General features: G+C 61.0%; 14 protein-coding genes. 1 reads left to right on the plus strand and 13 read right to left on the minus strand.

Annotated features, from left to right (window positions below):
* Positions 1-12: 12 nt before the first annotated feature.
* Positions 13-927 carry a TIGR01777 family oxidoreductase gene (locus tag AC4PR2_RS11965; RefSeq protein WP_087763410.1) on the plus strand — a complete coding sequence of 305 codons (915 nt, stop codon included), beginning with the start codon at positions 13-15 and terminating at the stop codon, positions 925-927.
* Between the two features lie 7 nt (positions 928-934).
* Here AC4PR2_RS11965 and hisP read toward each other — a convergent pair whose 3' ends face one another.
* From hisP to AC4PR2_RS12030, 13 genes are all read right to left on the minus strand, one after another.
* Positions 935-1,708: a histidine ABC transporter ATP-binding protein HisP gene (gene hisP / locus AC4PR2_RS11970; protein WP_038876434.1), complete on the minus strand. Its 774-nt coding sequence runs from the start codon at positions 1,706-1,708 to the stop codon at positions 935-937.
* Positions 1,709-1,729: 21 nt separating this feature from the next.
* A complete protein-coding gene (locus AC4PR2_RS11975; protein WP_087763411.1) occupies positions 1,730-2,434 on the minus strand; it encodes an ABC transporter permease in 705 nt (234 codons plus the stop codon).
* On the minus strand, positions 2,431-3,117 hold the full coding sequence (locus AC4PR2_RS11980) for a histidine ABC transporter permease HisQ (RefSeq protein ID WP_049200166.1): 687 nt from the start codon (positions 3,115-3,117) through the stop codon (positions 2,431-2,433). The genes AC4PR2_RS11975 and AC4PR2_RS11980 overlap by 4 nt, the downstream gene beginning before the upstream one ends.
* Positions 3,118-3,199: 82 nt before the next feature.
* Positions 3,200-3,982, minus strand: coding sequence for a histidine ABC transporter substrate-binding protein HisJ (gene hisJ, locus AC4PR2_RS11985; protein WP_019453740.1), 783 nt, complete (start codon positions 3,980-3,982; stop codon positions 3,200-3,202).
* A 303-nt stretch (positions 3,983-4,285) separates the two neighbouring features.
* Positions 4,286-4,858, minus strand: coding sequence for a UbiX family flavin prenyltransferase (locus AC4PR2_RS11990; RefSeq protein ID WP_336850834.1), 573 nt, complete (start codon positions 4,856-4,858; stop codon positions 4,286-4,288).
* A 131-nt stretch (positions 4,859-4,989) separates the two neighbouring features.
* Positions 4,990-6,507: an amidophosphoribosyltransferase gene (purF, locus tag AC4PR2_RS11995; RefSeq protein ID WP_049200165.1), complete on the minus strand. Its 1,518-nt coding sequence runs from the start codon at positions 6,505-6,507 to the stop codon at positions 4,990-4,992.
* A 21-nt stretch (positions 6,508-6,528) separates the two neighbouring features.
* A complete protein-coding gene (cvpA, locus tag AC4PR2_RS12000; RefSeq protein ID WP_004936119.1) occupies positions 6,529-7,029 on the minus strand; it encodes a colicin V production protein in 501 nt (166 codons plus the stop codon).
* Positions 7,030-7,263: 234 nt separating this feature from the next.
* Positions 7,264-8,013, minus strand: coding sequence for a cell division protein DedD (gene dedD, locus AC4PR2_RS12005; RefSeq protein ID WP_038876445.1), 750 nt, complete (start codon positions 8,011-8,013; stop codon positions 7,264-7,266).
* Positions 8,014-9,279 carry a bifunctional tetrahydrofolate synthase/dihydrofolate synthase gene (gene folC / locus AC4PR2_RS12010; RefSeq protein WP_047730185.1) on the minus strand — a complete coding sequence of 422 codons (1,266 nt, stop codon included), beginning with the start codon at positions 9,277-9,279 and terminating at the stop codon, positions 8,014-8,016.
* Between the two features lie 191 nt (positions 9,280-9,470).
* Positions 9,471-10,379 (minus strand): acetyl-CoA carboxylase, carboxyltransferase subunit beta, encoded by a 909-nt coding sequence (gene accD / locus AC4PR2_RS12015; RefSeq protein WP_025303691.1) that lies wholly within the window; start codon positions 10,377-10,379, stop codon positions 9,471-9,473.
* 232 nt (positions 10,380-10,611) lie between these two features.
* Complete coding sequence (locus tag AC4PR2_RS12020) at positions 10,612-11,274, minus strand: DedA family protein (protein ID WP_019453745.1); 663 nt, start codon at positions 11,272-11,274, stop codon at positions 10,612-10,614.
* A 78-nt stretch (positions 11,275-11,352) separates the two neighbouring features.
* On the minus strand, positions 11,353-12,174 hold the full coding sequence (truA, locus tag AC4PR2_RS12025) for a tRNA pseudouridine(38-40) synthase TruA (RefSeq protein WP_055311861.1): 822 nt from the start codon (positions 12,172-12,174) through the stop codon (positions 11,353-11,355).
* A complete protein-coding gene (locus tag AC4PR2_RS12030) occupies positions 12,174-13,184 on the minus strand; it encodes an aspartate-semialdehyde dehydrogenase (protein ID WP_038876452.1) in 1,011 nt (336 codons plus the stop codon). The genes truA and AC4PR2_RS12030 overlap by 1 nt, the downstream gene beginning before the upstream one ends.
* Positions 13,185-13,272: the final 88 nt, after the last annotated feature.

Raw genomic sequence — 13,272 nt, forward strand, 5'->3', positions numbered from 1 at the left:
GGGAGGTCGACCATGCGGATCCTGATCACCGGCGCAACGGGATTGATAGGCAGCAGCCTGACGGCCAGGCTGCTGGCGCTTTCTCACCACATTACGGTGCTGACGCGAGACGAACGGCGAGCCCGGGCCAGGCTGGGCGACCAGCCGAGCTATTGGCAAACGCTGGACGACCGGCAGTCGCTGGATGACTTCGATGCGGTGATCAATTTGGCCGGCGAACCTATCGCCGACAAGCGCTGGAGCGCACAGCAGAAACAGCGGCTGTGCCATAGCCGCTGGGATCTGACCGAGCGGTTGGCGCAGCTTATCAAGGCCGGCAGCACGCCGCCCGGTGTGCTGATTTCCGGTTCCGCCGTCGGCTACTACGGCGACCAGGGGCAGGCGGTGGTCACCGAAGAGGAGCCGCCGCACGACGAATTCACCCACCAGCTGTGCCAACGCTGGGAAGCGCTGGCGCTGCAGGCGCAGAGCGACGCCACCCGGGTCTGCCTGCTGCGCACCGGCGTGGTGCTAGCGCCACAGGGCGGCGCGCTGGCTAAAATGCTGCCGCCGTTCCGCTTCGGGCTGGGCGGCCCGATCGGCGACGGTCGCCAATACCTGCCGTGGATCCATCTCGAAGACATGGTCAACGCCATTATTTATCTGCTGGATCACGCCACGCTGACCGGCCCGTTCAACATGGTCGCTCCCTACCCGGTGCATAACGAACAGTTCGCCGCCCAATTGGCCAACGTGCTCGATCGCCCGGCGTTTCTGCGGGTGCCGGCGTTCGTCATGCGTTTGTTGATGGGGGAAGCGGCGGTGCTGGTGCTCGGCGGCCAGCGGGCGGTGCCGAAGCGGCTGGAGGAGGCCGGCTTCCACTTCCGCTATCTGGAGCTGGAACAGGCGCTGGATGACGTGATTAATCAGCGGGCCGAAGCCCGCTGATCTGAAGTTACTTCAACGCGCCGGACAGGAACTGCTGCAGGCGCGGGCTTTTGGGGTTGCCGAACAGCTCGGCCGGCGGCCCCTGCTCTTCAATCAACCCTTTGTGCAGGAAAATCACGTGGTTGGAAACGTGGCGCGCAAACTCCATTTCGTGCGTCACCACCACCATGGTTTTCCCCTCTTCCGCCAGCTTCTGCATGATACGCAGCACCTCGCCCACCAGCTCGGGATCCAGCGCCGACGTCGGCTCGTCAAACAGCAGCACTTCCGGCTCCATCGCCAACGCGCGGGCGATAGAAACACGCTGCTGCTGGCCGCCCGACAGGTGCACCGGGTATTTGCCGCGCGCCCGCTCATCGATGCCCACCTTATCCAGATAGCGAACCGCGCGCTCATGCGCTTCGGCCTTGCTCAGCCCCAGCACCTGCACCGGCGCCTCCATCACGTTCTCGAGCACCGTCATGTGGCTCCACAGATTGAAATGCTGGAACACCATGGTCAGGCGGGTGCGCAGCAGCTGCAGCTGCTTCTTGTCGAACACCTTCAGCTGGCCGTCTTTGTCGCGCACCATGCGAATGTCTTCGTTGTTCAGGCTGATCGAGCCTTCGCTCGGCTTCTCGAGGAAGTTGATGCAGCGCAGAAAGGTACTTTTGCCGGAGCCGGAGGAGCCGATGATGCTGATCACATCCCCGGCGTTGGCCGCCAGCGAGACACCCTTCAGCACTTCGTGGTCGCCATAGCGTTTATGCAGTTCCGTGACGGCTAATTTATTCTCAGACATGGTTTTTCTTCCCGTCATTTATCAGTGACTAACGTGTGCCATCCAGCGTCTTTCAGCCTTGCGGAACAGGCTGATTAACACGTAGGAGATGATCAGGTACAGCACCGCCGCGATGCCGAAGGCGTAGAACGGCTGATAGGTCGCGGCGTTGATGTCGCGCGCGATCTTCAGCAGATCCGGCACGGTGGCGGTAAACGCCAGCGCGGTGGAGTGCAGCATCAGGATCACTTCGTTGCTGTAAGCCGGCAGCGCGGTGCGCAGCGCCGAAGGTAAAATGATGCAGCGATACATCTTGAAGCGCGAGAAACCGTAGGCGTTGGCGGCCTCGATTTCACCGTGCGGCACCGAGCGGATGGCCCCGGCGAAGATCTCGGTGGTATAGGCGCAGGTGTTGAGCGTCAGCGCCAGGATGGTGCAGTTGAGCCCGCTGCGGAAAAACGCGTTGAGAAACTCGCTGCCGCGCACGATCTCAAGGCTGTACATGCCGGAGTAGAACACCAGCAGCTGCACGTACAGCGGCGTACCGCGAAACACATAGGTGTAGAGCCACACCGGGAAACGCACCCAGCGGATGGAAGAGACGCGCGCCACCGCCATCGGGATCGCCAGCAGCCCGCCCATCACCACCGAGGCGATCAGCAGCCACAGCGTTACCGCCACGCCGGTGAAGCGGTAGCCGTCGCTCCACAGCAGCGACTGCCAATACTGTTGCAGGATGTCGATCATAGCTCGGCCCTCTTGACGCCCAGTGAGTAACGCCGTTCAAGCCACAGCAGCACGCCGTTGGAAACGGTAGTGAAGATCAGGTAAACCACGCCGGCCACGATGGCAAAGAAGAACGGCTGATAGGTGCCTTTCCCCGCCAGCTGCGTGGCTTTCACCACGTCGTTCAGGCCAAGGATCGACACCAGCGCCGTCGCCTTCAGGATCACCTGCCAGTTGTTGCCGATGCCCGGCAAGGCGAAACGCATCATCGCCGGGAACAGAATGCGCCGGAAGATCTGCGCGCCGCTGAAGCCGTAGGCCGTCGCCGCTTCGATCTGCCCTTTCGGCACCGCCAGATAGGCGCCGCGGAAGGTCTCGGTAAAATAAGCGCCGTAGATAAAGCCGAGGGTAATGATGCCGGCGCCGAGCGGATCGATATCGATCTGCGCGAAGCCCAGCAGCGTGGTGATATTGTTCAGCGCGATCTGCAAACCGTAAAAGATCAGCAGCATCAGCACCAGATCGGGCACGCCGCGGATCAGCGTGGTATAGGCGCCGAACAGGCCGGAGATAAAGGGGTTATGAGACAGTTTGCCACCGGCGCCGATCAGACCGATCACCACCGCCAGCACCACGGAACTGAGGGCCAGCTCCAACGTCACCAGAGCCCCCTCGAAAATCAGTTGGGAATAGCCTTGCAGCATCTACTTCACCCTGTGGTCTAGGATCCGAACCATCGGGGCCGGCGCACCGGCCCCGCAGTCACAGCATGGAACGGGAAGCGGATTACCCGCCGTAGACGTCAAAGTCGAAGTACTTTTTCGCGTATTTGTCGTAGGTGCCGTCTTTACGCATCTCGGCGAAGGCTTTGTCCAACGCCGCTTTCAGCTCGGTATCGGTCTTGCGCAGCCCCATGCCGGTGCCGACGCCGAAGAACTTGTCATCCTTCACCGATTCGCCGGCGAACGCATAGTCTTTGCCCGGCGGCTGTTTCAGGAAGCCGTCGCTGCCCGCCACTTCATCCTGGAAGGCGGCATCGATACGGCCGGAGGCCAGGTCGGCATAAGCCAGATCCTGATTCTGGTAAGGCACGACGGTCACCCCTTTCGGCTGCCACATGGCGTTGGCGTAGGCTTCCTGGGTGGTGCCCTGCAGCACGCCCACGCTCTTGCCTTTCAGCGCTTCGGCGGTCGGCAGCAGCTTGGAGCCCTTCGGCGCGATCAGACGCGCGTTGGCGGCATACAGCTTGTCGGTAAAGGCGATTTCCTGCTGGCGTTTTTCAGTGATGGACAGCGAAGAGATAATGGCGTCAATCTTCTTCGCCTTGAGGGATGGGATCAGCGCGTCGAAGTCGCTCTCCACGAAGGTGCATTGGGTATTGATGCGTTTGCACAGCTCTTTGGCCAAATCGATGTCAAAGCCGACCAGCTCGCCTTTGGCGTTTTTGGATTCAAACGGCGCGTATGTCGGATCGGTGCCAATCTTCAGCGTGGAAGGAATGGCGGCAAAGGCGCTGCTGGCGGCGCTCAAAGCCAGAACTAACGGCAAAATCAAAACCCGCTTTTTCATAAATTACCCTCAAATTGATTTTTTTGATGCCACTACGGGCATTACTTTCCCCACCAAATCAATTTGCAGTAATCGTGCCACATTCGGTGCTACGGGCGGAGGGAACGGCTCCGGCCTTCACAATACTGTTTCCTGGGACGATAACCGCAAAATTAAATCGGCCGGTCGGGGCCGCGCCACTGGCAGCCGCGACAAGGCGGCGCCATGAAACAGTGAGCGTGATGAAGTGGGATCATTATGGTGCATACTCCGCCCCAATTCAGTGCGGTGTTGCACAAATGTGCCAATTTAGGGATAAAACTGTTAATTAGCACCCTGCCAGCGGGTGAACAGGTCGGTCGGCAGTTCGATATCAAACTGATCGATCACCCGATTGACGGTCTGATCGATGATGTCTTCCACGTTTTTCGGCTGGTGGTAAAACGCCGGCACCGGCGGCATGATCACCGCCCCCATCTCCGCCGCCTGGGTCATCAACCGCAGGTGCCCCAAATGCAGCGGCGTTTCCCGCACGCACAGCACCAAACGGCGGCGCTCTTTGAGCACCACGTCGGCGGCACGGGTCAGCAGCCCGTCGCTGTAGCTGTTAACGATGCCGGACAGGGTTTTGATCGAGCAGGGCAGGATTGCCATGCCCAGGGTCTTGAAGGAGCCGGAGGAGATGCCGGCGGCGATGTCGCGCGCGTCGTGCACCACATCGGCCAGCGCCTGCACTTCCCGCAGGCTGTACGGCGTTTCCAGCGCCAGCGTCTGTCTTGCCGCGTTGCTCATCACCAAATGGGTTTCCACCTCTGCGACGTCGCGCAAAACCTGCAACAGGCGCACGCCGTAGACAGCGCCGCTGGCGCCGGAAATGCCGATGATGAGTCGTTTCATGGAAAATGGCCTCTGCCGTAAAAAGTAAGATCAGGCAGACTTTGCCGCAATGGCGAGGGATAAGCAAGTCAGAGGAGCAAGGTGCACCGCCGCAGACGCGGCGATGCACCCTGAGGGATCAACGCAGGCGGTTAGCCTTCGTTGTGCAGTTCCAGATTTTCCGCTTCGGTTTGCACCCGCAGCGCCTTGGCGTCGTCGCTGCGCAGCGACTCCAGGTATTCCAGATAGCTTTGGTCGACGTCTTTGGTCACGTAGATGCCGTTGAACACCGAACATTCGAACTGGGTGATGTCCGGGTTCTCTTCGCGCACCGCTTCGATCAGATCGTCCAGGTCCTGGAAAATCAGCCCGTCGGCGCCGATGATCTGGCGGATTTCATCCACTTCACGCCCGTGGGCGATCAGTTCGTTGGCGCTCGGCATGTCGATGCCGTAGACGTTCGGGAAGCGCACTTCCGGCGCGGCGGAAGCCAGGTACACGCGCTTGGCGCCCGCTTCGCGCGCCATCTCGACGATCTGTTCCGACGTGGTGCCGCGCACGATGGAATCATCCACCAGCAGCACGTTCTTGTCGCGGAACTCGGCGCGGTTGGCGTTCAGCTTGCGGCGCACCGACTGGCGACGCGCCTGCTGGCCCGGCATGATGAAGGTGCGGCCGACGTAGCGGTTCTTCACGAAGCCCTGGCGGTATGGCTTCTCGAGAATGCGCGCGATCTCCAGCGCGATGTCGCAGGAGGTTTCCGGAATCGGGATCACCACGTCGATGTCCAGATCTTCCCACTCGCGGGCGATCTTCTCACCCAGCTTCTGGCCCATGCGCACGCGGGCGCTGTAGACCGAGATCTTGTCCATAAAGGAGTCCGGGCGCGCGAAATAAACGTATTCGAACAGGCACGGGTTGGTTTTCGGGTTCTCCGCGCACTGGCGGGTGAACAGCTGGCCCTTGGTGGTGATGTACACCGCTTCGCCCGGTGCCACGTCGCGCAGGAACTCAAAGCCCAGGGTATCCAGCGCCACGCTCTCGGAGGCCACCATGTACTCGCTGCGGCCATCCTCCAGCGTGCGCTTGCCGATCACCAGCGGGCGAATGCCGTTCGGGTCGCGGAACGCCAGCAGGCCGTGGCCGATGATCATCGCCACGCAGGCGTAAGCGCCGCGCAGTTGCTGATGCATGGCGGCGACCGCGGTAAAGATGTTGTCGGCCTCCAGCGGGTAGTGCGGGAAGCGGTCCAGCTCGCTGGCCAGCACGTTCAGCAGGATTTCCGAGTCGGAGGTGGTGTTGACATGGCGGCGGCCGCTTTCGAACAGATTTTGGCGCAGCTCATGGGCGTTGGTCAGGTTGCCGTTGTGGGCCAGCGTAATGCCGAACGGCGAGTTGACGTAGAAAGGCTGGGCCTCAGAGGCGCTCGAGCTGCCGGCCGTCGGGTAACGCACATGGCCAATGCCCATGTTGCCCTGCAAGCGTTGCATATGGCGCGCCTCAAACACATCCTTCACCAGGCCGTTGGCTTTACGCAAACGGAACCCGTTGTGGGCGTCAATGGTGACGATGCCTGCGGCATCCTGGCCACGGTGCTGAAGCACCGTCAGCGCATCATAAATCGACTGGTTTACCGGCATGAAACCGGCGATACCGACAATACCGCACATGTTGTCTTTTCCTCATCAGCGCTACCGCCCCGGCAATTGGGTCGGCAAGAAACTCGACGTGCTCTGCAGGTAGTCAAAGAACCACCTGATGACGTAACTGAACTGGGGAATGAGCTGCGACTGTTTCCAGTCGGCGCTTTGTGAGAAGCCGGTAAAGGTATCCAGGAAGAACAGGATCGCCGCGACGATCAACACTCCGCGCAGCGCGCCGAAGCAGATGCCCAACACGCGGTCGGTGCCCGACAACCCGGTTTTCTCTACCAGTGAGCTAATCACATAGTTAACAATAGCCCCTACGATCAAGGTCGCGATGAACAAAATCGCGATCGCGATGCCGTTTCGCACCAGTTCATCTTCAAAACGAGTGAAATAGACCGCAAGGTAAGAGTAGAAATGGCTGGCAACAAAAAACGCACATCCCCATGTCACAAGTGACAATGCTTCGCGAACAAACCCTCGGATCAGGCTCACCAGAGCCGAAAATCCAATCACCGCTATAATGACGTAATCAATCCAGACCATGAACTATTCCAATGATGAATCGCCCCTGCATCCAATTCGCGGCGAATTCTAACAGAAAAAGAAAACGTTTGCGTAGGGGATTTCCTACCACGTTACAAATAAAAAGCGGCGATCAAAAAATTCCCAATCGCCGCGCCTACATAGGTGATTTCGCCTGTAAAAGGCGCGGTTTTTCTCGCTTTCTCTCCACCACTCCTTAATTCAGGGGCGCATCGTGCTGCGCCCCCGCGGGGTTTAACGGCCGTACGGCTTCACCTGCCCGCTCAGCCCGCTGATCGAGTTCAGCGACGGCAGCGCCGCCTGCAGCTTCTGCTTGGAAGCGTCCGGGCCAACGTAGATGCGGGTGATCTGCCCCTGCACCGGCGTTGACGGCACGGTAAAGGCGCGATAGCCCGAGAGGCGCAGCGAGGCGACAATCTCGTTCGCCTTGGCGGCGTTTTTCAACGCCCCGAGCTGCACGACATAGGCTTGTCCAGCCGGCGCTTTTTCTTCCGCCGGTTTCGGCTGCGGTGCCGGTTCAGGCTTCGGCGTCGGTTCAGGTTTCGGTTCCGGCTTCGGCGCCGGCTTCACTTCCACCGGCTTCGGTTGCGGCGTCGGTTTCGGCTTCACTTCTACCGGTTTGGTTTCTACCGGTTTCGGCTTGGGCTGCGGCACCGGTTGAGGACGCGTTTCGACCGGCGGCGGTGCCACCTGCGTCGGCTGTTGGGCAGTCTGCCGCGCCGCCTGTTGCGCCGCCGCTTCGTTGGCCGCCTGCTGCTCGACCAGCGCGCCCGCCCCTTCCGGCGGCTGTGCCGGCAGCGGCTGCGTCACCGGCGGCAGCACGTCGTTCTCTTCGACATCGCCCGCCTTCGGCACCAACGGAATGGCCGCGAATTCATCCTCGTAATGCTTCTTTTTGCCGTCCAGCAGCCCTGGCAGGATGATTACCCCCAGCGCCACCAGAATCACGGTTCCGACCAGTCGGTTCTGAAATTTACTCGCCACTCACACTCCCCGCATCTCGTCTAACGCCGCCATCACCTGCGCCACGGTGTGGAACGATCCACAGACGATCACAATATCCTGTTTATCAGCATCCTGCATAGCCTGCCGCCAGGCAGTTTCGACATCATTAAAGCGGCGCGGTTCCGTCAGATGTTGCGCCAGCTGTTCGACGCTGGCGCCACGCGGCCCGTCGAGCGGTGCGCAGTACCATTCATCCACCTGCTCGCTGAGGCAGGCCAGCGTGCCAGCGATGTCTTTGTCCGACAGCATGCCCACCACCGCGCGCACCTTGCCGCCGTCGCGCGGCAGTTTGGCCAGGCGCCCGGCCAGATAGCCGGCGGCGTGCGGGTTGTGCGCCACGTCGAGGATCAGCGTCGGCTCCCGCCGCACGATCTGGAAACGCCCCGGCAGCGTCGCCTGTTGCAGCCCGGTGAAGATCGCGCGTTCGTCGATTTCCAGCGGGGAGCAGTTCAGCGCCGCCAGCGCGGTAGCGGCGTTGGCCAGCGGTACGTTCGGCGTCGGCAGATCGGTCAGCAGCGTGTCGCCGCCCTGCCACTGCCAGCGATCGCCCTGCTCGCTGAAGCTCCAGGCTTCGCCGCGGCGATACAGCGGCGCGCCCAGCGTTTCGGCAACCTGACGAATGCTGTCCGGCATGTCGGGTTCGCCCACCACCGCCGGCTTGCCGCTGCGGAAAATGCCGGCCTTCTCGCGGCCGATGCTTTCGCGATCGTTGCCCAGCCAGTCGGTGTGATCGAGCGCGATGCTGGTGATCACCGCCACGCTCGGATCGACGATGTTGGTGGCGTCGAGACGCCCGCCCAGCCCCACTTCCAGGATCACCACGTCGAGCCGCGCCTGTTTGAACAGCTGCAGCGCCGACAGGGTGCCGAATTCGAAATAGGTCAGCGACGTTTCGCCGCGGCCGGCTTCAATGGCGGCGAACGAGCGGCTGTGCTCCGCTTCGCTCAGCTCTTCCCCCTGAATGCGCACGCGTTCGGTATAGCGCACCAGATGCGGCGAACTGTAGACGCCGACGCGCAGGCCGGCGGCCAGCAGAATGGCTTCGAGGGTACGACAGGTGGTGCCTTTGCCGTTGGTGCCGGCAACGGTGAACACCGTGGGAGCGGGGGTCAGTAAATCCAGATGCGCCGCGACGCGCTGTACGCGCTCAAGGCCGAGTTCGATCGCCTGGCTGTGCAGACGTTCCAGATAATAAAGCCACGAGCTCAATGGCGACGTGGCTTGGGGAATTTGGTGGTTTTGCATGAGTCCCATCACTGAACTTGGGTTCATTAATCCATCAGGGCACCACCCTCACCGCGGTAAAGGCGATGCGCTTCGTGACTGCCGCCAACCTGCAAACCGCAGCGAGAAGGGCTGCGACCGGCAGGGAACGGGCATCAGCCGTCACTTAGCCACAAAGTGGCGGCTGAACCCGGGCGGGATCTGTCTTTGCCTCAGGCGTCGGCCTGCGGCTCCGGCTCAATGACCGGCGCGGCCTCATCGAAATGCGGCTGCGGCTGGTTGGTCAGCTTGGACAGAATGCTCGCCAACGTTTGGCGCATTTCCGGACGGCGAACGATCATGTCGATCGCGCCTTTTTCGATCAGGAACTCGCTGCGCTGGAAGCCCGGCGGCAATTTCTCGCGCACGGTCTGCTCGATGACGCGCGGGCCCGCAAAGCCGATCAGCGCTTTCGGCTCGGCGATGTTGATGTCGCCCAGCATCGCCAAGCTGGCAGAAACGCCGCCCATGGTCGGGTCGGTCAGCACGGAGATGTACGGCAAGCCGCGCTCCTGCATTTTGGCCAACGCCGCGCTGGTTTTCGCCATCTGCATCAGCGACATCAGCGCTTCCTGCATGCGCGCGCCGCCGCTGGCGGAGAAGCACACCAGCGGACAGTTGTCCTCCAGCGCCTGCTCAACCGCACGCACGAAGCGCGCGCCGACCACGGAAGACATCGAGCCGCCGATGAAGGCGAATTCGAAGGACGCGGCGACGATCGGCATGCCGTACAGCGTGCCCTTCATCACCACCAGCGCGTCTTTCTCGCCGGTCGCTTTCTGTGCGGCGACCAGGCGATCTTTATAGCGCTTGGAATCCTTGAATTTCAGAACGTCTTTCGGCTCCAGATCGCTGCCCAGCTCCACTTCGCTGCCTTCGTCCAGCAGGGTATGCAGACGCGCGCGCGCGCCCATACGCATGTGGTGGTCGCACTTCGGACACACTTCCAGATTACGCTCCAGCTCGGCGCGGTAGAGAACCTGGCCGCAGCTGTCGCATTTGGTCCAGACCCCTTCAGGAATGCTCGCCTTACGGGTTTGTGTGATATTGCTCTTGTTAAGAATTCGTTCAATCCAGCTCATCGATGACCTTTCTGTTTGAACCTGGCACACGCCAGTCCGCTGTTCATGCTTTAACAATCCCCCTGAAAACACCCCAATGAAAAAATGCCCGTTCGCGGCGCGGCAAGCGCGGCGACTGAGGCATCGGCTTCAGGGTTGTTCGCAGGAACAGACCATAATGTCGCTCATTAAACCATATCGGCCCGACGCTGTGGACAAAAAACTGGTCGAACCGACAGGTTAAACAATGTTTTTACTGTTTTTGCTGGCGGGCGGCCGCGCGCTTGTGGCGCCAAATTTCAATCACGCCCGGCAGAATCGAAACGATGATGATCCCGACGATCAGCAGTTTCAGGTTCTCCTGCACCACCGGCAGATCGCCGAACAGGTATCCAGCATAAGTGAAGAGCAGCACCCAAACCAGTGCGCCAATCACGTTGTAGGCGGCGAAGTGGCGATAGGACATATGCCCCATACCAGCGACGAACGGCGCAAAAGTACGCACGATCGGCACGAATCGCGCCAGAATAATCGTTTTCCCACCGTGTTTCTCATAGAACTGGTGCGTCTTGTCCAGATAGCTGCGGCGGAAAATTTTCGAATTCGGGTTGCTGAACAGCTTCTCGCCGAACAACCGCCCGATAGTGTAGTTCACCGCATCGCCGAGGATCGCCGCCACCACCATCAACGCCACCATGGTGTGCACGTTCAGATCGTTGGTCGGCAACGCCGCCAGCGCACCGGCGACAAACAGCAAAGAATCCCCCGGCAGGAACGGCGTCACCACCAGCCCGGTTTCGCAAAACAGGATCAGGAACAGAATAGCGTAGACCCACATGCCGTATTGTGCGACCAGTTCGGCCAGGTGCACATCAATATGCAGAATGAAATCAATAATAAACTTGATGATGTCCATAAATTCTCTCATTGATGCCGGGTGTTTCAGTCACCCGGCAGAAGCACAAGGGAGCGACGCTTTCAGGCGTGCCGGCGTTTAATCGTCGGGCAAAAACAGCGGCCCCATCGGCGGCCGCGGTAGACCAAAGTGGTCAGGGTAATCCACGGCAACCAGATACAGCCCCTCGGCTCGCGCCGTCGCCGCCGCCAGGTTGCGATCTTTCAGCGCCAGCAACTCGGCCATCCAGTTCTCATCCTGATTGCCGCAGCCGATCTCCATCAGGCTGCCGACGATGTTGCGAACCATGTGATGCACGAAGGCATTCGCCTTGATATCTACCACAATATATTCGCCGTAGCGCGTAACCTTAACGTGTTTTACGCAGCGCCACGGGGTGCGCGACTGACATTGCACCGCGCGGAACGAAGTGAAGTCGTTTTCGCCCAGCAGCGCCTGCGCCGCCCGATGCATGCGATCGGCGTCCAGCGGGTGATAAAAATGCGTCACCCCCTGTTGCAGCACCGCCGGCCGGTAGCGATGGTTGAAAATAATATAGCGGTAGCGGCGCGCGGTGGCGCTGAAACGCGCGTGAAAATCGTCGGCGACCGGGCTCACCCAACGCACCGCGATATCCGGCGGCAGATGGGTGTTTACCCCCATCGTCCAGGCGGCGTCCTTGCGGCGCGCGGTGGTTTCGAAATGCACCACCTGCCCGGTGGCGTGCACCCCGGCGTCGGTACGCCCGGCGCACAGCACGCTAATCGGCGCATCCGCCACCTTGCTCAACGCCTGCTCCAGGCGTTGCTGCACGCTGGCCACTTCTTGCTGCCGCTGCCAGCCGTAGTACCGGCTGCCGTCATATTCGATGCCCAGCGCAATTTTCAGCGTCGGCTGAACGGGCGAGACCACCTCAGACATCAGTACATCTGCTCCTGCACCAAACGCTCGGCGGTTTCGATAGCCATCAATGCGCCGCCGAAGCGCACATTGTCCGCCACCGTCCAGAACTGCAACAGCTCGGGGATGCCGTAATCGTTACGCAGACAACCGATGCTGAGCGCATCGCTGCCGGAGGCGTCGGTGACCTGAGTCGGGTAATCGTCCTCTTCGCTCAGCTGAATGTCCTCGACCTCTTCGAGCTCGCTGCGCGCCTCTTCGGCGGACAGCGGGCGCAGCGCTTCCAGGTGCACCACCTGCGCGTGGCCGTAAAACACCGGCGACTGAACGCAGCTCACCGAAATCGGCAGCCCTTCATCCTGCAGCACCTTGCGCACCTGATCGACGATCAGGCGTTCTTCGCGCACGCTGCCCTGCTCGTCGGCAATCAGCGGCAACAGGTTGAACGCCAGCTGCTTGCCGAAAACGCCTTCCTCGGCCGGGATGCCGTTCAGCAGGCGCGCGCTCTGGCCGGCCAAGTCGTCCACCGCCACCTTGCCGCGCGACGATACCGACATCAGCGTGGTGACGTGCAGACGCGACAGCCCCGCCTGTTCGGTCAGCGGCTTGATCGCCGTCAGCAGCTGGCTGACCATGCTGTCGGCCACCGCCACGATATTGCGGTTGCGGTAATCCGCCAGCACCTGCGGGTTAACGCCCGGCACCACCAGCGGCACATCCGGCTCCATGGCGAACAGGCCGCTGGTGTCGATCACCAGGCAGCCCATGTTGCCGGCTTCTTCGGCATAGCGCGCGGACGCTTCGCTGCCGGCGACGAAGAAGGCCAGCTGCGCCTGTGACCAGTCGAACTCTTCGGCGTTTTGCACCAGAAGAGACTTGCCGTTGAAGCGCACATTGGCGCCCGCGCTGCGTTCGCTTGCCAGAGGATAGAGCTCACCCACCGGGAACTGGCGTTCCTGCAACAATTCCAGCAACGCTTCACCTACCGCGCCAGTGGCGCCGAGCAGCGCGATATTCCAGCCGTCAGACATCGGGTTTTCTCCAGAGTATTTCATTCATAAAAGCAGACGGGCAGTGCAATCACCGCCCGATAATCTTTGCCGCTCACTGTAGCGGCGT

The organism is Serratia sp. A07 (genome assembly GCF_058725505.1).

Excerpts from the sequence above, each read along its gene's own strand:
- AC4PR2_RS11965 (WP_087763410.1), top strand. The coding sequence starts at position 13 with ATGCGGATCCTGATCACCGGCGCAACGGGATTGATAGGCAGCAGCCTG.
- hisP (WP_038876434.1), bottom strand. The coding sequence starts at position 1,708 with ATGTCTGAGAATAAATTAGCCGTCACGGAACTGCATAAACGCTATGGC.
- AC4PR2_RS11975 (WP_087763411.1), bottom strand. The coding sequence starts at position 2,434 with ATGATCGACATCCTGCAACAGTATTGGCAGTCGCTGCTGTGGAGCGAC.
- AC4PR2_RS11980 (WP_049200166.1), bottom strand. The coding sequence starts at position 3,117 with ATGCTGCAAGGCTATTCCCAACTGATTTTCGAGGGGGCTCTGGTGACG.
- hisJ (WP_019453740.1), bottom strand. The coding sequence starts at position 3,982 with ATGAAAAAGCGGGTTTTGATTTTGCCGTTAGTTCTGGCTTTGAGCGCC.
- AC4PR2_RS11990 (WP_336850834.1), bottom strand. The coding sequence starts at position 4,858 with ATGAAACGACTCATCATCGGCATTTCCGGCGCCAGCGGCGCTGTCTAC.
- purF (WP_049200165.1), bottom strand. The coding sequence starts at position 6,507 with ATGTGCGGTATTGTCGGTATCGCCGGTTTCATGCCGGTAAACCAGTCG.
- cvpA (WP_004936119.1), bottom strand. The coding sequence starts at position 7,029 with ATGGTCTGGATTGATTACGTCATTATAGCGGTGATTGGATTTTCGGCT.
- folC (WP_047730185.1), bottom strand. The coding sequence starts at position 9,279 with ATGCAAAACCACCAAATTCCCCAAGCCACGTCGCCATTGAGCTCGTGG.
- accD (WP_025303691.1), bottom strand. The coding sequence starts at position 10,379 with ATGAGCTGGATTGAACGAATTCTTAACAAGAGCAATATCACACAAACC.
- AC4PR2_RS12020 (WP_019453745.1), bottom strand. The coding sequence starts at position 11,274 with ATGGACATCATCAAGTTTATTATTGATTTCATTCTGCATATTGATGTG.
- truA (WP_055311861.1), bottom strand. The coding sequence starts at position 12,174 with ATGTCTGAGGTGGTCTCGCCCGTTCAGCCGACGCTGAAAATTGCGCTG.
- AC4PR2_RS12030 (WP_038876452.1), bottom strand. The coding sequence starts at position 13,184 with ATGTCTGACGGCTGGAATATCGCGCTGCTCGGCGCCACTGGCGCGGTA.